Below are 20,909 nucleotides of genomic sequence, written 5' to 3' on the forward strand. Positions count from 1 at the left end.
GGGGGGAGGGGGCATTCGCGCCCATTCCCCACGTGTGTTACCTTTTCCGCCGCCCGTATCGAGACCCCCAGACCAGCGCACTACGATGGCCGAAGCCACCCTGCACCGCACGCCGCTGTACGCGGAGCACGTCGCCCTCAACGCCAAGATCGTCCCGTTCGCGGGGTACGAGATGCCCGTGCAGTACCCGGCCGGCATCACCGCCGAGCACCAGGCGGTCCGCAACGCCGCCGGGCTCTTCGACGTGTCGCACATGGGCGAGTTCATCGTCCGCGGTGAGCGCGCGCTGGAGTTCGTGCAGCACGTCACCACCAACGACGCTTCCAAGATCGAGGTTGGGCAGGCGCAGTACTCCACCCTCTGCAACGACGACGGCTTCCTGCTGGACGACCTCCTCGTCTACCGCTTCCCCGACCACTACATGCTGGTGGTGAACGGGTCGAACCGCGAAAAGGATTGGGCGTGGGTGTCGCGCTTCGCGGGCGACTTCGGGGTGGAGCTGGAGGACCGGACGGATGACATCGCGCTGCTCGCGCTGCAGGGCCCGCGCGCGCAGGCGATCCTTGCGCGGCTTACGGACCACGACCTGGACTCGATCCGCTACTACCGCTTCGCCGAGGGGACGGTGGACGGCATCCCCATGATCATCTCGCGCACGGGCTACACCGGCGAAGACGGCTTCGAGCTGTACGTGGGCGCGGACGACGCGGCGGCGCTCTGGAGGCGGCTGCTGGAGGTGGGCAAGGAGGACGGGCTGCTTCCCACCGGCCTCGGGTGCCGCGACTCGCTGCGGCTGGAGATGGGATACGCGCTCTACGGCAACGACCTGGACGAAGCGCGCACGCCGCTGGAGGCCGGCCTCGCCTGGGTCACCAAGCTGGACAAGGGCGAGTTCGTGGGACGCGACGCCCTGCGCCGCCAGAAGGAGGAGGGGGTGAAGGTGCGCCTCGCCGGCTTCAAGCTCCGCGAGCGCGGCTTCCCGCGCCACGGGTACCCGGTGGAGTACAACGGGGAGCGCTCCGGCGAGGTCACCAGCGGCACCATGAGTCCGACGCTCGGCTACGGCGTGGGGCTGGCGTACGTCCCCGTCGCGGCGGCGAAGCCGGGGACGGAGATCGGGATCGTGATCCGCGACCGCGCGGTGCCGGCCGAGGTGATGCGCCCCCCCTTCCATACCGGGGGGACGGTCCGCACGTGACGAACGCTCGCCACGGGTGATCCGGTGGCCGACGCGGTCCTGATCACCACCGAAGACCTGGAGCCCGCGGTCCGGCTGCGCGCCGCCTTCGAAGAGGCGGGGATCCGCACCGAGCTGCTGGCCTCCGGCGAATCGCTCGCCGAAGCCGTCGGCGAGCCGGTCCTGCTCGTAATCACCGGCGGCCTGCGGGAGCGGCGTGCGCGCTCGCTGATCCAGCAGGCGCGCGGCCGTGCGCCCGTCATCGGCCTCACCGAGCCCACGGAGCCCACGGAGCCCACCGGCCGCGCCGTCTGCCGCGAGCTGGGGCTGGCCGACTGCTTCCCCAAGCCGATCGACGTGGACGAGGTGGCGCTCATCGGCCGCCGCCTGATCCAGCGCGAGGAGCTGCGCGAGATCATCGGCATCGTGGGCGAGACGGAGGAGATGGAGGAGGTGCTGGAGCGCATCGTCCAGATCGCCCCCGTCAACTCAACCGTGCTCATCCTCGGCGAGAGCGGCACGGGGAAGGAGCTGGTGGCCCGCGGCATCCATGCCCTCTCGCCGCGCAGGCACCGGCCGTTCATTGCCGTCAACGTCGCCGCGCTCACCGAGACGCTGCTGGAGAGCGAGCTCTTCGGCCACGAAAAGGGCGCGTTCACCGGCGCGGCGGCGCTTCGCAAGGGGCTCTTCGAGCTGGCCAACGGCGGCACCATCTTCCTGGACGAGATGGGGGAGATGCCGCAGGCGACCCAGACCAAGCTCCTGCGCGTCCTGGAGGAGCGCGAGTTCAGGCGCGTGGGCGGCGAGGAGTCGATCCGGGTGGATGTGCGGGTGGTGGCCGCAACGAATCGCGACCTTCGCGAGCAGGTGGCGCTGGGCGAATTCCGGCGCGACCTGTACCACCGGCTGAACGTCCTGCGCATCGACCTTCCGCCGCTGCGCCAGCGCCGCGCGGACATCCCGCGCCTCATCGACCGCTTCATCCGCGAGTTCAGCGCGCAGCACGACCGTCCCTTCGTGGGGATCGATCCGGAGGCGCTGCGCGTGCTGGTGGAGTACGACTGGCCGGGGAACGTGCGCGAGCTGCGCAACCTGGTGGAGAGCATGGTGGTGCTCGCCCCCGGCCGCGTGATCCGCCCCGAGGACATTCCCCCCGAGGTGCGCCACAAGCGCACGGGCTCCCTGCTCCCGGTGCTGGCGCCGCGCCCCGTGTCGCAGGAGCGCGGGAGGCGCGAGGATGGCGGGGGCCCGTCGCCGGAACTGGAGTTCGTGCTGCGCACGCTGTACGACCTGCGCATGAATCTGGAGGATCTGCGTCGCGACGTGGAGGATATCCGCAAGCGCGACCAGCCCGTCATCGCCCTCCCGGCGGCCACGGGGTACGCGCCGTACGGCCAGCCCGTGATCCCGCTGGGCGCTCCCATCGCGCCGCCGGAGCCCATTCCGCACGAGGAGGAGGGCGTCGTCGTCTTCCGCCGCGGGATGACGCTGGCGGACATGGAGCGCGAGGCCATCACCGTCGCCCTGCGCGAAGCCCGCGGCAACCGCCGCCGCGCCGCGGAGATGCTGGGGATGGGCGAGCGCACGCTGTACCGGAAGTTGAAGGAGTACGAGATGGAGCCGGGCGAAAGTGCGTGAGTGCGTTAGTGCGTGAGTGCGCTTTTCTAGCCGGTGGCCGGGTCGGGCTTCGCGTGCGATGCGGGCCTCTCGATACGCACAGTAGATCCTTCGCTTGCGCCGGAGTGTCGTGCCGGGTAGAGGCCTGTGAGGCGCGTCGCTCAGGATGACAGGTGCCTTCCCCCGCACTAACGCACTAACGCACTTTTTCTCCATTGACTGCCCCCTTCCCAATCTTCGCCGCGACCGCGCCCGGGCTTGAGCCACTGGCGGCGGCGGAGCTGCGCGCGCTGGGGATCCGGGCGGCGGCCGAGCAGGGGGGCGTCGCGTGGGAAGGGAGCGCGGAGGAGCTGTACACGGCCAACCTCTGGCTGCGCACGGCCAGCCGTGTCACGGTCGGAGCGGCGGAGTTCAGGGCGCGCACCTTTTTCGAGCTGGAGCGGCACGCGCGCAAGATCCCGTGGGAGCGATGGGTGGCGAAGGGGCGGGCGGTGCGGCTGCGCGTCACGTCGCGCAAGTCCAAGCTCTACCACGAGGGCGCCATCGCGGAGCGGGTGCTGGACGCCATCGAGCGGCGCGTTGGTGGGCTGGGTGGCGCGGAGGTGGCGCGCGACGACGACGGCGATGAGGATGCGGGCGATGCGCAGCTCTTCGTCGTGCGCTTCGTGCGCGACGGCTGCATCGTGCGGGCGGATGCGTCCGGCGCGCTGCTGCACCTGCGCGGCTACCGGCAGGCCGTCGCCCGCGCGCCGCTCCGCGAGACGCTCGCCGCCGCCGCGCTCCTGGGAAGCCGCTGGCCCGGCGACGCCCCGCTCCTCGACCCCATGTGCGGCTCGGGGACGATCCCCATCGAGGGCGCGCTGATTGCCCGCAACATCGCGCCGGGGCTGGCGGGCGCGGACCGCGAGCCCCGGCGCTTCGCCTTCCAGGAGTGGCCGGACGCGGACGCGACGGCGTGGCGGCGCGTGGTGGAGCGCGCCCAATCCGCCATCCGCCCCTCCGCCCCCGCCCCTATCCAGGGCTCCGACCGCGACGCCGGCGCCATCGAAGCCGCCAAGTCCAACGCCGAACGCGCCGGCGTCCTCGCCGACGTGGATCTCGCCGTCGCCCCCGTCTCCGCCATCGATCCTCCGGCAGGCCCGGGCTGGATCGTCACCAACCCGCCCTACGGCATCCGCGTCGGCGAGACGGAGGCGCTGCGAAACCTCTACGCGGCGCTCGGCCACGCCGCCCGCCAGCGCGCCCCCAACTGGACGATGGCCCTCCTCTCCGCCGAATCCCGCCTCGACTCCCAGGTCGGCGTCGCCTTCGAGAACGCCTTCCAAACCCGCAACGGCGGCATCCCCGTGCACTTGGCGGTGGGCAGGGTGGGGGAGGGGTGAGGTCGGGGGTGCCAGGCCAATGCCGATTGCACGAGACCGCTTCAGCGGTCTTCGCGTGGTTCCAGCCGGGGGATTTATCCCCCGGTACTCGGACGCCGGCGTTCGTTCATCCCCCGGTGCTCGGACGCCGGCGTTCGGACGCCGACGCGACGTTCGCCGCCCACGCAAAGTTTTCCCAACCACGCACGCCCGGCACGGTTCCACCCGCCCCGCGCCGCCCCACCCGCGCCGTAAGCGGATGCCGCGCCGCCACATGGGCCGAAGCACAGGAGGCGGCACACGGCTGGCATCGTGAGGAGGGGTCCGGGGCGGAAGCCTCCGTCCCGGCGCCTCCCGAAATTGCTTGCGGGGGGAGCGGGGGCGGGTTACTCTGTACCCGTCCACAGACATCGCACGTCCAGCCGCACCCCGGCGCCCGGCCCCAAGCCGCGGCGCGCTCGTCCGCGTTCCGGCAGACCCCGCGAAGCACCGCTCGCCCCGCCCGTCTCCCCGAGGTCCCGTGAGAACGCCACTCGTCGCCGCCATCGCCGGCCTGGCCGCAGCAGCGCCCCTGGCCGCACAGCAGCAGCCGCCCGCGCAGCAGGAGCGTGTGCACGTCGTCCGCCAGGGAGACACCCTGTGGGAGCTGGCGCGCACCTACATGAGCGACCCGTTCCTCTGGCCGGAGATCTTTCGGCTCAACACGGACGTGGTGCAGGACCCCGCGCGGATCTATCCTTCCGAGCGGCTCGTCCTTCCCGGCGCCGCGCGCGAAGCCGAGGGACCCCGCGACGGGCGCACGGTGTTCTACCGGGACGAGGACGCGGAGGACCGCGCCATCGTGGGCGCCTCCACCGCGCCGTACTCCGTGGTGACGCCGGGCGACTTCTACCGCGCGTCGTTCGTGGCGCCGGATGCCGAGGTGCGGCCCGTGGGGCGGCTGGCGGAGGTCGTCTCGCCCACCGAGGTGGCGCTGGACCGGCTTCCGGGAATCCAACCGTACGACCGGGTGTACGTAGCGATGGGCGCGGGGAGCGGCACCCAGGTGGGCGACCGCCTGCACTTCGTCCGCCCCGCGCGCGAGCTGCGACCCTCCGGCCGCATGTGGGAGTCCACGGGCATCGCCACGGTGGCCGCCGTGGAGGACGGGGTCGCGACGGCGGTGATGATCCGCCTGTTCGGCGAGGTACGGCCGGGCGACCTGGCGCTCCCCGCGGCGCGCTTCGAGGTCCCCGCGGGTGTGCGCCCGGAGGCGTCGACCGGGCTGCAGGGGCGGCTCCTGGGGCTGGAGACGGAGCACCCCATCGTGGCCACCATGGAGTACGCCTTCCTGGACGTGGGCCGGCAGGCCGGGGTGCGCGAGGGCGACGAGTTCGAGGTCTACCTCCCGCGCGAGGCGCGCAGCTGGGGGAGCCGCCCCGAGATCCGCGTGGGGCGCATGCAGGTGGTGAAGGTGATGGACCGCACCGCGACGGTGAAGATCACCGCGATCGAGCAGCCGGCGATGCGGCCGGGGCTCCCGGTGCGCAGGGTGGCACGGATGCCGTGACGCAGGCCGGGGGTCCGGCCTGGCCCGCGGTTCCGGCGCCCTTCCCCCAAAGGAAGGGCGCCCGCACTTTGTAGGGATATGATGACCGACGTCCTGCACCTGGCAGCCGTGGCGCTGTACGCGATCGCCGCGGCGCTGCTGGGGATCTCCTTCGCGCGCACCGACCGGCGCCTCCCCGCCGTCGCCACCACCACCCTCGGGCTGGCGGTGGCGGCGCACGGGGCGGCGCTGGCCTCGTACATCCAGGAGTTCGGCGAGCCGCCTCTGGTGGGGCTGGCGCCGTCGCTCTCGGTGCTCGGCTTCCTGATCGCGCTGGGCTCGCTGGGCGTGGCGACGCTGGGGCGCACCGGGCCTCTGGGGCTGGTGCTGGTGCCCGTCGCCGCCGCCGTCGCCGCCGCCGCGCAGGCCGCCGGCGTGCGCCCCGACGGCGAGGCGATGCTCTTTCGCGGCCCCTGGTTCGTGCTGCACGTGGTGCTCGCGATGCTGGGCTACGCGGCGCTCGCCGTCTCCTTTGCGGCGGGGCTGATGTACCTCCTGCAGTTCCGGGAGTTGAAGGGGCGGCGCTTCGGGGCCATCTTCCGCTTCTTTCCGCCGCTGGAGACGCTGGACCGCATCGGGCGCCTGGCGCTGATGGCCGGTCTCCCGCTCCTTTCCGCCGCGCTGTTGGTGGGATGGGCCTGGACGGAGCGCTTCCAGCACCCGATGGCCATCGGAAACCCGAAGATCATCTTGGGGGTAATCAGCTGGCTGGTGTTCGTGGTGGCGCTGGCCGTTCGCGCGGGCGGGAGCCCCCAGGCACGGCGCGGGGCACTGGTGTCGGTGGTCGGGTTCGCGGTGGTGGTGATCTCGTACGTGGTGCTGCGGGTGGGGGCATCGACGCACACCGGCGGGTTCCTGTGAGGGTGTTCCGGCGGTTGAAACCGCTGCAACAAAAGCGGGAAGTCCGCCTTCGCGGACTAATCTTCGGGTTGCAACCTGCGAAGGCAGGTTTCCCGCGGTCGTTGCTGCGGTTTCAACCGCCGGTCCCCCTGGTCTCCCTGGGGTCCGCATGACCCCCCGCCTTCCTCTCCTCGTGGATGCGGCGCGGCTGCGGGTGCTGGTGGTGGGCGGCGGGGCGGTGGCGCTGCGCAAGGTGCGCGGCGTGGTGGAGGCCGGCGGAAGGCCGGAGATCGTGTCGCCCGAGCTGTGCGGGGAGCTGCGGGGGGTGGTGGAGCGGGAGGAACTGCCGTGGACGGCGCGCGGGTGGGAAGAGGGCGATGCGCGCGGCTTCCACCTGGTGTTCGCGGCGACGAACCGGGCGGAGGTGAATGCCCGGGTGGCGCGCGAAGCCGAGGAAGGCGGGGCGCTGGTGAGCGTGGCGGACGATGGGGCGGGGTCGCTCTTTCACCTCCCCGCCGTCATCCGCAGGGAGGGCGTGACGGTGGCGTTCTCCACTGGGGGCGCGGCGCCGCTGCTGGCCAGGCGGCTGCGCGAGCGGCTGGAGGCGGTGGTCACGCCGGGGCTGGGGCGCGCCGCGGCACGACTGGCCGCCCTGCGCGGCGAGGTGCAGGCGCGCTGGGCCGGGGACGAGGGGCGCCGCCGGGCGCTCTGGTTTGCACTCATCACACCGGAATTCGTGGACGACGCGGTCGCGGGCCGGGACGAAGACGTGGAACGGCGGATCGGCCGATGCCTCTCGCAGTCGTAGGAGTCAGTCACCGCACGGCGCCGATCGAGCTCCGGGAACGGTTCGCCTTCGGGCGGGCCGAGCTTCCCGGCGCCCTGATCTCGCTGGTGGAGGAGACCGGCGCGGAAACGGTGGTGCTCTCCACCTGCAACCGCACCGAGGTCTACCTGGCCGCGCCCGAGGGGGTGGACGGCACCGAGGTCGCCCGCGCCGTCCTCGCCGGGCGGGTGGGGATGTCGGCCGAGGGCGCCGCGCGCCACCTCTACCTGCATCGCGACCGCGGCGCCGCCGAGCACCTATTTCGCGTCTCCAGCGGCCTGGACTCCATGATCCTGGGCGAGCCGCAGATCCAGGGTCAGGTGCGCGACGCCTACGCCGTGGCCCGCGAGACCGCCGCCGCCGACGGCCCCGTGGTCGGCCCCGCCCTCAACCGCCTCTTCCAGACCGCCCTCAACGTCGGCGGCAGGGTGCGCAGCGAGACGGGGCTGGGCATCGGCGCCGCCTCCGTGTCGTCCGCGGCGGTGGACCTGGCGAAGAAGATCTTTGGGTCGCTGAAGGGGCGGCGCGCGCTCGTTTTGGGCGCGGGCGAGATGAGCGAGACGACGCTGGAGTGCCTGCGCGGCGAGGGGGTGCGCACCGCCATCGTCGCCAACCGCACCTGGGACCGGGCACGGGAGCTGGCGGAGCGCTGGGGCGGCGAGGCGGTGCGCTGGGAGCAGTTCGGCGATGCGCTGGCGGGGGTGGACATCGTCATCTGCTCCACCGCGGCGCCGCATCCCGTGCTCACGCGCGAGCGGCTGCGCGCGGCGCTGCCCAGCGGCGCCAAGCGTCCGCTCTGCATCATCGACATCGCCCTGCCGCGCGACGTGGAGCCGGCGGTGGGCGACGAGCCGAACGTCTTCCTCTACGACATCGACGACCTGCAGGCCATCGTCAGCGGCAACATGGACCGCCGCCGCGCCGAGCTCCCCGCGGCGGAGGGGATCGTGGGCGCCGGGGTGGACGAGTTCTGGAGCTGGTACTCGTCACTGGCCGTGGTTCCCACCATCCGCGCGCTGCGCGACCACGGCGAGCGGGTGCGCCAGGCGGAGGTGGAGCGGGCCCTCCGCTCGCTGCAACACCTGTCGGCCGGCGACCAGCAGGCGATCGACGCGCTCACCCGCTCGCTCCTCAACAAGCTGCTCCACGCGCCCACCGTTCGCCTGCGCCAGGCCGCCGGCAACGGGCGCGGCACCGGCGTGCTGGACACCGTGCGCTACCTGTTCGAGCTGGAGCCGGACGGCTCCCCCCAAGACCAGACCCCATCGGAATGATCATCCAGACGCAGCACAGCGAGTTCGGCACCGCCTGGCAGATGGTGGCGGAGGGCAGCCCGTCCACCCAGATCATCATGGCCGTCCTCGCGATCCTCTCGCTCATTTCGTGGGCGGTGATCGTGTGGAAGATCCTCCAGTTCCGCCGGCTGCGGGGCGAGAGCGACACCTTTATGCGCCGCGTGGGCGGGGCGCAGACCACCGAGGACGCCTACCACGCGGTCACGCTGATGGATGCGTCGCCTTTCACGCGCCTCTTCCAGCGCGGATTGGGCTTCTTTCGCGAGATGAGGCCCGGCGCGGCGCGCGCCAACAGCGAGGTGCGCGGCCTGTCGCCGGCGCAGCTCGAGGTGCTGCGCATCGTCCTCGAAAAGGAAGAGGGCGAGGAGCGCGACGACGCGGCGCGCGGCGTGGGCTGGCTCGCCATCATCGCCACCGTCTCGCCGCTGCTGGGGCTGCTGGGTACCGTGATCGGGGTGATGAACTCGTTCATGGGCGTGGCGCGCGAAGGGTCGAGCAGCATCAGCGTCGTGGCTCCCGGCGTGGCCGAGGCGCTGATCGCCACCGCGGGCGGGCTGGTCGTCGCCATTCCGGCCGCGATGGCGTACAACTTCCTCACGGGGAAGCTGAACGACTTCATGGGCGAGCTGGAGGGGATCAGCAGCGAGTTGATCGCCACGCTGGCGCGCGAGGGGCGCATCTAGTGCCGCGCCGGCGCGGGCGGGGACGCGGCCACGACCTTGGCTACAGCGCCGAGATCAACGTCACCTCGCTGGTGGACGTGGTGCTGACGCTGCTCGTGATCTTCATCATCACCGCGCCGATGATGCAGGGCGGCGTGGAGGTCAGCATCCCACGCGCGCAGACGCAGTCCGTCGCCTCGCCGGAAGGCGTCGTGGTGTCGATCGACAAGACGGGTGCCATCTTCGTGGGGCAGGCGGCTGTGCGGTGGGAGGAGTTCACCGTCCAGTTCCCGCTGCTGGTGAAGGAGCGCGGCGCGGACAACGTGTACCTGCGCGCGGACGAGGCGGTGCCGTACGGGCGCGTGGTGCAGGTGCTGGGCGCCATGAAGGGGGCCAACGTCGCCACCGTGGGCCTCATCGCCGAGCCCGAGCGGCCGGCGGGGGGGCGGTAGCGCGATGTGGGTACGGCGGCAGCGTGCACGCGGGCGCCCCGGCGCGGCGCTCACCGCCTCGGTCGCGCTGCACTTGGCGATCGTGGGGATCGCCGCGCTGGCCGCCGCCGCCGGGCCGCCGCCCGTCGAAAAGGTGGTGGTGTACAGCGTAGGCATCGTCTCGCCGCCGCCTTCCGCGCTGGGCGAGCCGCCCGCGGAGGAGCCCGCGCCCAACGAAGGCGGCCCCGCCCCCGCCGGCGAGCCCAACCCCGCGCCCGCCGCGGAGGCATCGACCCCCGCCGCGCCCGAGCCCGCGCCGAAGGCTGCGCCGCCCGCGCCCGCTCCGCCAAAGCCTACGCCGCCCGCACCCAGGCCGGTCCCGCCGACGCCGCCCGCGCGCGAGCCTGCGCCCAAGGCAGCGGAGCCCGCGCCCAAGGCCCCCGCTCCCAAGGCCGCGCCCACGCCGCCGCGCCGCGAGCCCGCGCCGAAAGCGGCCGAGCCCGCATCCAAAGCGCCCGCCCGGCCCGCGGCCACGCCCGCCCGTCCAACTCCCGCGCGTCCCAACGCAACCTCGCGCCCGGGTAGCGCGTCCAACAGGGAGGCGGCGAAGTCGGGCGCGCGCACCACGACACCGGCGGCGGGCGGCACCAGCACCGGCGCCGGAAGTGGACCGCGCAGCGCGGGCGCCGGCACGCGGGGCGCCGCCACGGGGCGGAATCCGCAGGCGAATTCGCCCGGCGGCGAGGGGGTGAACATCCGCACGGCTGGCATCCGCTGCCCGTCGCCCGAGTACTGCAACAACATCCCGCGCCAGGTGCGGCGCTTCTTCCGCCGCCCTGAAGGGAACACCGGCGCCGCGGACGTGTGCTTCACCGTGTTCCGCGACGGGACGGTGGACGACGTGCACGTGGAACGGCAGCGCGGCGGCGGCATCGCCTTCCAGATGGCGCTGATCGAGTCCGTGGAGCAGGCCGCCCTCCGCAAGGCATTCGGGCCGATCCCCGCCGAGTTCAACCGCGAGTCGCTCCCGCTCTGCGTGGAGATGGCTCCCAACGCCCAGTGATCGCGTGATCCGCATCCGCCACCTCGCACTCCCGGCCCTTGCCCTGGCGCTCGCGGCCCCGGCCGCCGCGCAGGACACCACCACCGTCGTGCGGCTGCGCGCCACCTACGAGGTCGGGAACCTGTCCGGCTTCGTCGTGCTCCCCTTCGGCGGCGGCGGCGACCTGGCCGAGGCCGCCGCGGAATCGGGCGAGATCGTGCGGCGCGACCTGGACTTCAGCGACCAGTTCAAACTGGCGGCGGCCACCGGCGCCCGCGCGGGCGACCCGGTGAACGTCGCCCTCTGGCGCGAGCGCGGCGCGGACTGGGTGCTCACCGGCACCCTCGCCCCGCGCGCCGGGGGGAGCACGCTGCGCCTCACCCTCCACGACGCCGTCTACGGGCAGACCAAGGGCGAGGGGAGCTTCGACCTGCCGCCCGCGAGCGACCGCCGCTTCCGCATGGCCGTGCACGCCGCCGCCGATGCCGTCGTTCGCTGGGCCACCGGCGAGCCGGGAATCGCCGCGACGCGCATCGCCTACGTGACGCAGGGGCGCGGCTCCAAGGAGATCTACCTGGTGGACTCGGACGGCGAGAACGTCACGCGCCTCACCTCGGACGGCTCGCTGGCCCTTTCGCCCGCGTGGTCGCCGGACGGCGGGCGGATCGCCTACACCTCGTACCGCGGCGGGATGCCGGCGCTGTACGAGCGCAACCTGGCCAGCGGCGCGGACCGCGTCCTATCGAATCGCGAAGGCCTCAACATCACCCCGTCGTACGCGCCGGACGGTCGCACCGTCGCCTTCGCGGCCTCGGCGGGGGGGAACACGGAGATCGCCACCATCGGCGCATCCGGATTCCGGCAGCAGACCACGGGGCGCCGCTCGGACTCGCTCTCCCCCTCATTCTCGCCGGACGGCGCGCGCATCGCCTTCGTCAGCGACCGGCTGGGCGAGCCGCAGATCTACGTGATGAGCGCCAACGGCGGAGAGGCGCGGCTGGTATCCGACTACACCTACGGCAACCGCGGCTACAGCACGTCGCCGGACTGGGCGCCGGTCGGCAACCGCATCGCATTCCACACGCGCGTGGGCGGCGTGCACCAGATCGCGATGGTGGAGGCCAACGGGAACCGCCCGCGCCTGCTGACCAGCGGCGGCCGCAACGAGGACCCGAGCTGGGCCCCCGACGGCCGCCACCTCGTCTTCTCCTCGCCCGACCGCGACGGCGGCGGGCTATTTGTGCTCGACACCAAGACGGGGCGCGTGCGGAAGCTCCTCGCCGGGCGCGGGCACGGCCTGCCGGACTGGTCGCCGGTGCTGATGCGCGCGGGCGGGCAGTGAGGATTCCGGCGGTTGAAACCGCTGCAACGACCGCGGGAAGTCCGCCTCCGCGGACTCCGGCGATGAGCGTCCGGCCCGTGCGCGGAGTCTCCGAAGGGAGACTTCCCGCGGTTGTTGCAGCGACTTCAGTCGCCGGCTCGTGAGCGAATCTGGCACCGGCCCGCTCTGGAGCGCGCGCCTGCTCTGGGGCGCGTACGGGCTGCTGGCCGGCTTCGCGACGGGAATCCTCGCCTCGCTCGCGCTGTTGACCGTCGTGGGGCCGCTGGCAGCGCAGTTCGTCTTCCGCCTCTGCGCCTACGGCTTCATCCTGGCCGGGCTGGACTACGGCGGCGAGCGGGCGCGCTGGCGGCAGGCGCTGCTGCGCGGCTTCGGGCTGGGCGCCGCCATCGCCGTGCTGCGCGTCGTATTCGCCATCCTCTAGCGCCGGACGGCGCATCGCCCCAACGTATCCCCTCGCGCGGCCCACGCGGCCGCGTCGCGTACCTACCGGACAGGAGATCCCGCAGATGAAGCTTCGCCACGCCGCAGCCCTCGCCCTCATCCCGCTGGCGATGGGCGCCTGCCGCAAGCGTCCGCCGGCCACTGGGCCGGGCACGGACAGCACGACGGCCGGGAGCACCACCGGCGCCGGCGCGCGCGTGGACTCCATCCGGCTGGAGGAGGAGGCGCGGCAGCGCGCGGAGGCGAACCGGGCCGAAGCGGACCGCACCGAGCGCGAGCGGCGGGATCGCGAGACGGCGCTGGCGCCCGTGCGCGAGGCGCTCACCGAGATCATCTTCTTCGAGTACGACAGCGACGAGATCCGCGGCGAGGCCGAGGCGAAGCTGCGCGCCAAGGCGGACATCCTGCGCGCCAACCCCAGCATCCGCCTGCGCATCGAGGGGCACGCGGACCAGCGCGGCTCCACGGAGTACAACCTGGCGCTCGGCCAGCGCCGCGCGGAGGCGGTGAGGGCGTGGCTGGGCGCGTACGGCATTGACGCGTCGCGCTTCACCACGCTGTCCTACGGCAAGGAGCGCCCGCTGGACGAGGGGGCCGACGAGAGCGCGCTGGCGCGAAACCGCCGGGCCGAATTCGCCATCGTGGGCGGGCAGCTCACCTCCGCGCCGGGAGGCGGGCGATGAGGCGCGCGGCGCTGGTGCTGCTGGCCGTTCCGCTCCTGGGCGGGTGCCTGGCCACGCAGCGCGACATCCAGGACCTGCGGGCGCAGATGCAGCGGGACCAGTCCAGCCAGGAGCAGCTCCTGCGCGACGTGCTGCGCCGCAACCAGGCGCTGCTGGACTCGCTCACGGACCAGAACGTGCGCCTGCGCGGCGACGTCTCCACGCGCCTCGTGGCCATCGAGCGGCAGCTCGTGCAGATCCAGGAGCTGACGGGGCAGGGGCAGCAGCAGCTCGCCCAGCTCCGCCAGCAGATCGCCACGCGCGAGGAGGATGCGCGGCGCGCCCGCGACGCCGCCGCCGAGGCGGCCCGCAACGCCCCGCCCCCCGCGGCCCCGGCCGACTGCGCCGACGACGCGCCGGCCGGCGGCGCGGGCGACCCGGCCGCCCAGGAGATGTACGATGCCGCGCTCGGCGCCCTGCGCCGCGGCTCGGTGAACGCGGCGCGCGCCGGCTTCGAGGAGTTCCTGCGCGCCGCCCCCGGCCACCCGCGCGCCGCCGATGCGCAGTTCAACATCGGCGAGGCGTACGCGGGCGGAAGGAATCTGGAGCGCGCCATCGAGGCGTACGGACGGGTGGTGGACACGTACCCCACCTCGCCGCGCGCCCCGGCGGCGCTGCTGCGCATCGGGCGGATCGAGGCGGGGCGGGGGAACCGCACGCAGGCGCGCGCCCGCTTCAACCGCATCATCGCCGACTACCCGCGCAGCCCCGAGGCCGCCGACGCGCGCCGCGAGCTGGCGGCGCCTCCGCGCTCCTGACGGGAAGCCGGTGCGCTGCCCCTTCTGCCATCACGGCGACGACCGCGTGGTCGACTCGCGCACCAGCCGCGAGGGGCGCGCCGTGCGCCGCCGCCGCGAGTGCCTGCGGTGCAGCCGGCGCTTCACCACGTACGAGTACATCGAAGAGCGCCCGCTCACGGTGCACAAGCGCGATGGCGAAAGCGAGCCGTACGATCGCCGCAAGCTGCTGCTCAGCATCCAGATCGCGTGCGCCAAGCGGCCGATCACGCCGGCCGAGATCGACACGCTGGTGGAGGCGATCGAGCGGGAGCTGGACCACCGCGAGGAGGCGGAGGTCACGTCGGAGGAGCTGGGGAAGATGGTGATGGACCGGCTCCGCTCGCGCGACCACGTGGCGTACGTGCGCTTCGCGTCCGTCTATCGCAACTTCCAGGATCCCGAGGAGTTCTACCGCGAGCTCCGCGACCTGGCCGACCGCGAGGTGCAGACGGAGGTTCGGCGGCACCAGCGCGAGCTTCCGCTTCAGCCGGAAGAGGAAACCGAACCGGCCGACGCGGGGTAAATGCATGCCGCGGCGGGGAGTGATGGATCGGGCGGGGGCGCGTGCGCGTCCTCGCTCCGCGTTTCTGGCGGGCTTCCACCGCCTTGCCTCACGCGGAGGCGCGGAGACGCAGAGGAGAGGGCGCTGAGGTTTGCCCGAGCGTCTGGTCACCCTCTTTTGTCATCCTGAGCGACGCGCCTCACCGTCCTTGCCCCGGCTGCGACCTCTGGCGCGTAGCGAAGGATCTACTGCGCGTTACGAGGGCACGGCGGGTCGGCGCGGGCCTCTTGCCACGCGGGCTAGATCCTTTGGTCGCCGCGCAAGCTTGGTGGTGAACGCGGGCTCTGGGGTGGGCGGCTCCCTCAGGATGACAAATGGGGCGGACTTCGCGTGGTTCCAGCGGCGAATTCATTCGCTCCTGGTGATGCCCCACCAGATTTGGTGGGGCGCCGCAGAGGGCGAACGGCGGGGGAGGGCGGGCGTGATGAATCACGATAGGGTTGCCGGGGCGGCGACGCCGTGGTGCACATATTCGGAGCACGGATGCTGAAGAGGAAGAACCCGAGCGGCGACGAGATGCCGTTCCTGGACCACCTGGAGGAGCTGCGGTGGAGGCTGCTGTGGAGCCTCCTCGCCGTCGTGGTGGGCGCGGGAGCCGGGTTCATGCTCGTGATGAAGCTGAACGTGCTCGGCATCCTCATCGAACCGATCCACCCGTTCCTGAACGGCAGCCGGCTCAAGTATCTCAGCCCCACCGACCCGTTCTTCATCACGGTGAAGCTGGCGATCGTGGTGGGGCTCCTCCTCGCCTCGCCCGTGCTGATCTACCAGGTGTGGGCGTTCTTTGGGCCGGCGCTGCTGCCGCACGAGAAGCGGGTGATCGTGCCGGCGCTGTACATGGGGCTCGTGCTCTTTGCGCTGGGCGTGTGGTCGGCGTACACGGTGGTGCTGCCGATGACGCTCAAGTTCACCATGGGCTTCCAGACCGAGGCGCTGGAGCAGGCCATCACCATCGGGCCGTACCTGGACGTGGTCACGCGCGTGCTGCTGGCGTTCGGCACGGTGTTCGAGCTTCCCGTGGTCATCCTGATCCTCTCCGCGCTGGGGCTGGTGACGCCGGAGTTCCTGGCGTCGAAGCGGAAGCACGCCATCCTCATCATCACCGTGGTCGCATCGCTGCTCACCCCGGGCGACGTGATCACGCTGACGCTGATGATGATGGTGCCGCTCATCTTCCTCTACGAGTTCAGCATCGTGCTCTCGCGGATGGTGACGCGGCGCCGGGCGGCCGCGACCGCCGCGAGCGCGTGAAGAATCGGTGAGGGCGGGGCGCGGACGGGTTCCGTTCCGCGCCCGGGACAGCGACCTTTCAGCCGTACCCCTTTCGCAGCGAACGCGTGAATCATAGAGCAGTCTTTCTAGCGTGTGCCGCCGCCGCGGCACTTTCCATCCCCGCCCTGCAGGCCGCCCGCGGCCCCGGCGCACGGGGGTGGGCCCTGGCGCGTCCGGCGTGGGAGGAGCTCGACACCCTCCCCACCGGCCTGGTGCGGCGCGACACCACGCCGCCAGCCCGGCCCGTGCGCGGCGACAGCGCCCGGCGCGACACGGCCCGCCGCGACACCTCCGCGCGCACTCTTCCGGCCGACACGCTGGTGGACCGGCTGCTGAAGCTGAGCGGCTACGTCCCGGTGGAGTACGCGGGCGACAGCGCGCAGTTCGACGGCACCGAGCGCATCCTGCGCCTGCGCGGCGACCCGCAGGTGACGCGCGAGGGGACGACGCTGGTGGCGCGCGACTCCCTCGTCTACCAGGAGCGCACCGACTTCGTGGCCGCCTACGGAACCCCCCGCGTCAGCGGCGAGGGGGAGCCGATCTCGGGCGAGACCATGTACTACGACCTCGCCAACAAGCGCTCCTCCGTGCGCGGCGCGCAGACCAAGATCACCGACAACGCCACCTGGCTGGTGCGCGGCGACGTGACGGCCGAGGACCAGGGGCGGCGGATCTACGCGCGCGGCAGCGAGTTCACGTCCGACGACCGGCCGGAGCCGGCGTACCACTTCAAGGCGGACCGGATCATGGTGATCCGCAACCGCATCCTGGTGGGTCGCCCGGCGTACCTGTACTTCCGCAACGTGCCGGTGATGGCGCTCCCCTTCATCGTGCAGGACCTGGAGAAGGGGCGGCGCAGCGGATTCCTGGTGCCGCAGTTCGAGCTGAACGACATCTTCCGCACCCACTCGCCCGGCCGCAACGACCGGGGGACGGGGCGCGAGATCAGCAACGTGGGCTACTACTGGGCGATCAACCCGTACATGGGCGCGTCGCTGGCCACGGGGTGGCGGAGCGGGACGTACACGCAGCTCGCCGCCAACTTGGACTACCGCGTTCGGCGGCGCTTCCTGGACGGGCGCGTGGGGCTGACGCGCTACGCCCTCAACGAAGGGTCGGCCACGTACACGCTCAACGGCAGCACGAGCTGGCGCCCCAACGAGCGCACCTCGCTGAGCGCCTCGCTGGACTACGCGCAGAGCAGCAGCTTCGAGCGCAACCGCACGGTGGACCCGCTCCGCCAGACGCAGGACCTCAACTCCAGCCTGGCCGTCACGCGCGAGCTGGACTGGGGGAACTTCAACATGACGGTGGGGCGACGGCAGTCGCTGGCCAACGACGACAAGACGCTGACCCCCAGCCTGGGCCTGACGATCGAGCCGTTCACCTTCTTTCCGGCGGCATCGGCGGACCAGCGGCGCTGGTACAACGACGCGACGCTCACCCTGGGCGTGAGCGCGCAGGGGAGCTCGTTCGATCCGGGCGACCCCCTCCAGCGGCGTCCGAAGTCGGACCAGTACAACATCTCGTCCAGCCCCAACCTGCAGTTCGGCGACCTGGCGATCAGCACCGCGGTGCAGTACCAGTTCGACCGGCTGGACCAGCAGGGGGCGCTGGACACGGTCGGACTGGGGCTCGGGAACCGGCCGATCTCCGGCGGGCTGGCTCCGCTGGGCGGGCGCACGCGGGAGACGATGGCGATCAGCGCGAGCACGGGGTACCAGATCTCGCTGATCGGCTCCACGCGGCTTACGCCCACCATCTCGCTTCAGCGCAACTACATCCGCGCCGACACCATCCTCGCGCCCGGCGACACGATCGGCGGGGCCGAGCTGGCCGACTCGCTGAGGGAGGTGTACGGGACGCTGGTGCCCGGACCCGCGCGACTCAACTTCGGGGCGGGGCTGAGCACGGACCTGTACGGCTTCTTCCCGGGCGTGGCGGGGTACTCGGCGTTCCGGCACCACCTGACGCCCACGGTGTCGTACACCTACTCCCCGGCGGCCAGCGGGGCGCAGAGCGACGTGCAGCGGGCGCTCTTCGGGCAGCAGGTGGGGCAGACGGTCAACCAGATCACCATCGGGCTGAACCAGACGTTCGAGGGAAAGGTCCGCCAGCCGCGCCCTGTGCGCGGCGACTCGATGGCGGACTCCGCGCGGTCGCGGGGGAACGCGGCGACGCCTGGGGATGCGCAAAAGGTCACGCTCCTCTCCATCAACACCTCGGCGATCGGCTACTCGTTCGTGCAGCGCGACTCGCTGATCCCGCGCTTCGAGACGGATGCCATCACCAACAGCGTGCGGTCGGACCTGCTGGGGGGGCTGACCTTCACCACCTCGCACGACCTGTTCGCGGACCAGCAGAAGGGGAACCGGCTGGCGCGCGGCGCGTTCAGCCCGTACCTCACCTCGCTGAACACCTCGTTCTCCCTGGGCGCCAACTCGGCGCTCTTCCGCCGGCTGGGCTTCGGCGGGCGGCCGGAGCAGGAGCGCGGTCCGGCGGAGCAGCGCGGGCGCACGGCGGACACGGCGGGCGCGCAGCCGGCCCGGCCGCCGGGCGGCGCCACCTTTACGGGGAACAACCAGCAGGCCGGCCGCGGCCCCTGGAACCTGAACCTGACCTACTCGCTGGCCCGTACCCGCCGCGCCACCGGCGACGTGCAGCCCGGCCGCTTCGAGCGCGGCGACCAGACGGTGCGCGGGGACCTGACCTTCTTCCCCACGCGCAACTGGGCGGTGAGCTGGGGCACGCAGTACTCGCTCACCTCCGGCGAGTTCGACGCGCACTCGCTGCACTTCAAGCGCGACCTGTACCGCTGGGAGGCGAACTTCGACTTCTTCCGGGCGCCCAACGGGAACACGTCGTTCGCGATGCGCGTGCACCTGATCGACCTGCCGGACCTCAAGGCGGACTACAACGAGCGCAACCTCGGCATCGACCGGCCGGAGGAGTCCCGCACCAATCCGCGGGCGAATCTGAACCGGGCGAGTCCGTAACAGCAGGGCTCACGCGGAGGCGCGGAGACGCAGAGAGAGCTCCTCCGCGGCCTCCGCGTCTCCGCGTGAGGCCGCTGTTTGGGAAGCTGAATCGGAACGGGTGTCCTGAAGGCAGGACGCCCGTTTTCCTTTGGCGCGGACAGCGACGCGAGGACCGAGGGAGGCGCGAAAACGGAACGCGTTGTCGTGCATGGAGTTGTAAAATTGGCCGCGCGCGGAACGGGCGTTGCCTTTGGGGATGGCGGCACCCGACCGAGGTTACCCTTCAGCACCACACGACCATGCGCACCTCTTTCCGCATCACCGCACTCGCGGCGCTCCTGCTCGGCGCCGGCGCGTGCGACAACGAAACGATCTTCGTGGGCGACCGGCCCGGCGCCCCGGAAGACCTCCTCGCGGAGTACGCGTGGGTCTTCGAAGGGTTCACCGCCAACGGCCAGTCCGTGGGGCACCCGGCCGTGGACCTCACCTGGCTCCCGCCGAGCGACTGGGACCAGGAGCCCTTTCGCGTCTACGGGAAGCGCAGCAGCGGCTCGGGCTTCTTCCTGATCGCCACCGTCACGTCGTGCACCGAGAACGGGTGCACCTACCGTGACCGCAACGTGGCGCCGGGGACCACGTACGAGTACTACGTCGCCACCGTCAACGAGGAGACGGACGAGGAGACGACCAGCGACACGCGCGAGGTGATCCTGGTGCCGGCCACCAACATCCCCGCCGCGCCGCGGCTAGAGACGCCGGTGGCGCTGGACAGCGCCGTCTTCCTGCGCTGGACCGATCCGTCCAACGGCGCCAACGTCGGCCGCTACCGCGTCTTCCTGACGCGCATCGACACGCGCAGCGACTACCTGTACCCGGTCGGCGAGTCGGATGGGAACGGCTACCTTGACCTGAACGCGGCGAATGGTCACAGCTACGGCTACCGCCTGGCCGCCGTGGACACGCTCGGCCGTGTGAGCTCGCTGAGCGCCGAAGTCACCGCCATCCCGCGCCCCGACCGCAGCTCGGAGCTGATCTACGCGCTCAGCTCCAACGCGGCGCAGAGCGGCTTCCGCTACAACGTCACCACCGGCACCGCCAGCGTGGTGAGCGGCACCGCCGCCGACGCGCACTGGCGGCTGGAGCGCGACGGCACCGGCTGGCGGATCGTGCCGCTGAACGGCACCCGCATCGCCGACGCGGGGCGTACCACGGCCCTGGCGTGCGGCCCCGGCTCCGGCCCGGAGTGCGTCGCGGTGACCACGGCCCCGGCCGCGGGCTACTCCACCACGGCGGTGGCGCTGAACCCGGAGAGCAGCTACGTGCTCGCCTTCATCGTAGGCGGACGCACCCACTACGGCGTGGTCCGCGCCCAGATCCTGGGGAGCGACCAGCAGAACCGCTCGCTGATGATCTTCGACTGGTCGTTCCAGATGATCTCGGGCGAGCCGCGCCTGGACCGGCGCTCCAACTGATGCCGTCGTCCCCGGGCGGCCGGGGCGGACGAACGCCGGGAAGCTGACAGAAGCTCTCGTTCCGTCCGGGGCGGCGGTTTGAAGGGAAGTGCGTGAGTGCGTTAGTGCGTGAGTGCGCTGGTATGCACGAGACGAAGAGCGGGGGCGGCGCCAGGTGTGGCGCCGCCCCTGTTGCATTTCCCAGGAGCGAATGAATTCGCCGCTGGAACCACACGAAGTCCGCCTCCGCGGACTGGCTGCGGCGGGCGAGCCCACTTCAGTGGGCTTCCCGTAGTTCCAGCCGGGGGATTTATCCCCCGGCGACCCAGCGCCGGTGCCCGCCCCCGGTGACCCGGGCGCCGGTGCCCGCCCCCGCGCACCCCCCCGCCCCCCGGAGCCTGCGAAGGCAGGCTTCCCGCGGTTGTTGCAGCGGTTTCAACCGCCGGAACTTGGACCGGTGTCACCGGCAACTCGGCTATCCCCAGACCCACCACCCCCCTCCGCCCTCTGCAACGCCAGCGTG

At 72.2% G+C, this 20,909-nt stretch carries 18 protein-coding genes; all 18 read left to right on the forward strand.

The annotated features are described in order from the left end of the window. The first annotated feature begins 85 nt into the window (after positions 1-85). A complete protein-coding gene (gene gcvT, locus VF647_23525; protein HEX8455069.1) occupies positions 86-1,198 on the forward strand; it encodes a glycine cleavage system aminomethyltransferase GcvT in 1,113 nt (370 codons plus the stop codon). A gap of 24 nt (positions 1,199-1,222) precedes the next feature. After that, positions 1,223-2,815, forward strand: a complete 1,593-nt coding sequence (locus VF647_23530) for a sigma-54 dependent transcriptional regulator (GenBank protein ID HEX8455070.1) — start codon at positions 1,223-1,225, stop codon at positions 2,813-2,815. A gap of 194 nt (positions 2,816-3,009) precedes the next feature. Then, a complete protein-coding gene (locus VF647_23535) occupies positions 3,010-4,176 on the forward strand; it encodes a class I SAM-dependent RNA methyltransferase (protein HEX8455071.1) in 1,167 nt (388 codons plus the stop codon). Between the two features lie 499 nt (positions 4,177-4,675). Further along, the gene (locus VF647_23540) at positions 4,676-5,704 is read left to right on the forward strand and encodes a LysM peptidoglycan-binding domain-containing protein (protein ID HEX8455072.1); all 1,029 of its coding nucleotides are present in this window, start codon (positions 4,676-4,678) and stop codon (positions 5,702-5,704) included. Positions 5,705-5,782: 78 nt separating this feature from the next. After that, positions 5,783-6,604 carry a cytochrome c biogenesis protein CcsA gene (gene ccsA / locus VF647_23545; GenBank protein HEX8455073.1) on the forward strand — a complete coding sequence of 274 codons (822 nt, stop codon included), beginning with the start codon at positions 5,783-5,785 and terminating at the stop codon, positions 6,602-6,604. 148 nt (positions 6,605-6,752) lie between these two features. Beyond that, a complete protein-coding gene (locus tag VF647_23550) occupies positions 6,753-7,391 on the forward strand; it encodes a bifunctional precorrin-2 dehydrogenase/sirohydrochlorin ferrochelatase (protein HEX8455074.1) in 639 nt (212 codons plus the stop codon). Further along, complete coding sequence (gene hemA, locus VF647_23555; protein ID HEX8455075.1) at positions 7,373-8,683, forward strand: glutamyl-tRNA reductase; 1,311 nt, start codon at positions 7,373-7,375, stop codon at positions 8,681-8,683. The genes VF647_23550 and hemA overlap by 19 nt, the downstream gene beginning before the upstream one ends. Continuing rightward, entirely contained in the window at positions 8,680-9,387 is a 708-nt protein-coding gene (locus VF647_23560) for a MotA/TolQ/ExbB proton channel family protein (GenBank protein ID HEX8455076.1), read from the forward strand. The genes hemA and VF647_23560 overlap by 4 nt, the downstream gene beginning before the upstream one ends. Continuing rightward, entirely contained in the window at positions 9,387-9,818 is a 432-nt protein-coding gene (locus VF647_23565) for a biopolymer transporter ExbD (protein ID HEX8455077.1), read from the forward strand. Before VF647_23560 ends, VF647_23565 begins: the two co-directional genes overlap by 1 nt. Before the next feature lie 4 nt (positions 9,819-9,822). Beyond that, a complete protein-coding gene (locus tag VF647_23570; GenBank protein ID HEX8455078.1) occupies positions 9,823-10,860 on the forward strand; it encodes a hypothetical protein in 1,038 nt (345 codons plus the stop codon). Positions 10,861-10,864: 4 nt separating this feature from the next. Beyond that, entirely contained in the window at positions 10,865-12,181 is a 1,317-nt protein-coding gene (locus VF647_23575) for a hypothetical protein (GenBank protein ID HEX8455079.1), read from the forward strand. A 139-nt stretch (positions 12,182-12,320) separates the two neighbouring features. Next, positions 12,321-12,602, forward strand: a complete 282-nt coding sequence (locus VF647_23580; GenBank protein ID HEX8455080.1) for a hypothetical protein — start codon at positions 12,321-12,323, stop codon at positions 12,600-12,602. 85 nt (positions 12,603-12,687) lie between these two features. Next, a complete protein-coding gene (locus VF647_23585; GenBank protein ID HEX8455081.1) occupies positions 12,688-13,305 on the forward strand; it encodes an OmpA family protein in 618 nt (205 codons plus the stop codon). Then, entirely contained in the window at positions 13,302-14,102 is an 801-nt protein-coding gene (gene ybgF, locus VF647_23590; protein ID HEX8455082.1) for a tol-pal system protein YbgF, read from the forward strand. The genes VF647_23585 and ybgF overlap by 4 nt, the downstream gene beginning before the upstream one ends. A gap of 10 nt (positions 14,103-14,112) precedes the next feature. Next, positions 14,113-14,646, forward strand: coding sequence for a transcriptional regulator NrdR (gene nrdR / locus VF647_23595; GenBank protein HEX8455083.1), 534 nt, complete (start codon positions 14,113-14,115; stop codon positions 14,644-14,646). 522 nt (positions 14,647-15,168) lie between these two features. Beyond that, positions 15,169-15,936, forward strand: coding sequence for a twin-arginine translocase subunit TatC (gene tatC, locus VF647_23600; GenBank protein HEX8455084.1), 768 nt, complete (start codon positions 15,169-15,171; stop codon positions 15,934-15,936). Positions 15,937-16,022: 86 nt separating this feature from the next. After that, a complete protein-coding gene (locus tag VF647_23605; GenBank protein ID HEX8455085.1) occupies positions 16,023-18,953 on the forward strand; it encodes a putative LPS assembly protein LptD in 2,931 nt (976 codons plus the stop codon). A gap of 281 nt (positions 18,954-19,234) precedes the next feature. Next, complete coding sequence (locus tag VF647_23610; protein ID HEX8455086.1) at positions 19,235-20,407, forward strand: fibronectin type III domain-containing protein; 1,173 nt, start codon at positions 19,235-19,237, stop codon at positions 20,405-20,407. Positions 20,408-20,909 lie beyond the last annotated feature (502 nt).

This window comes from Longimicrobium sp., from assembly GCA_036387335.1.
GTDB lineage: Bacteria > Gemmatimonadota > Gemmatimonadetes > Longimicrobiales > Longimicrobiaceae > Longimicrobium.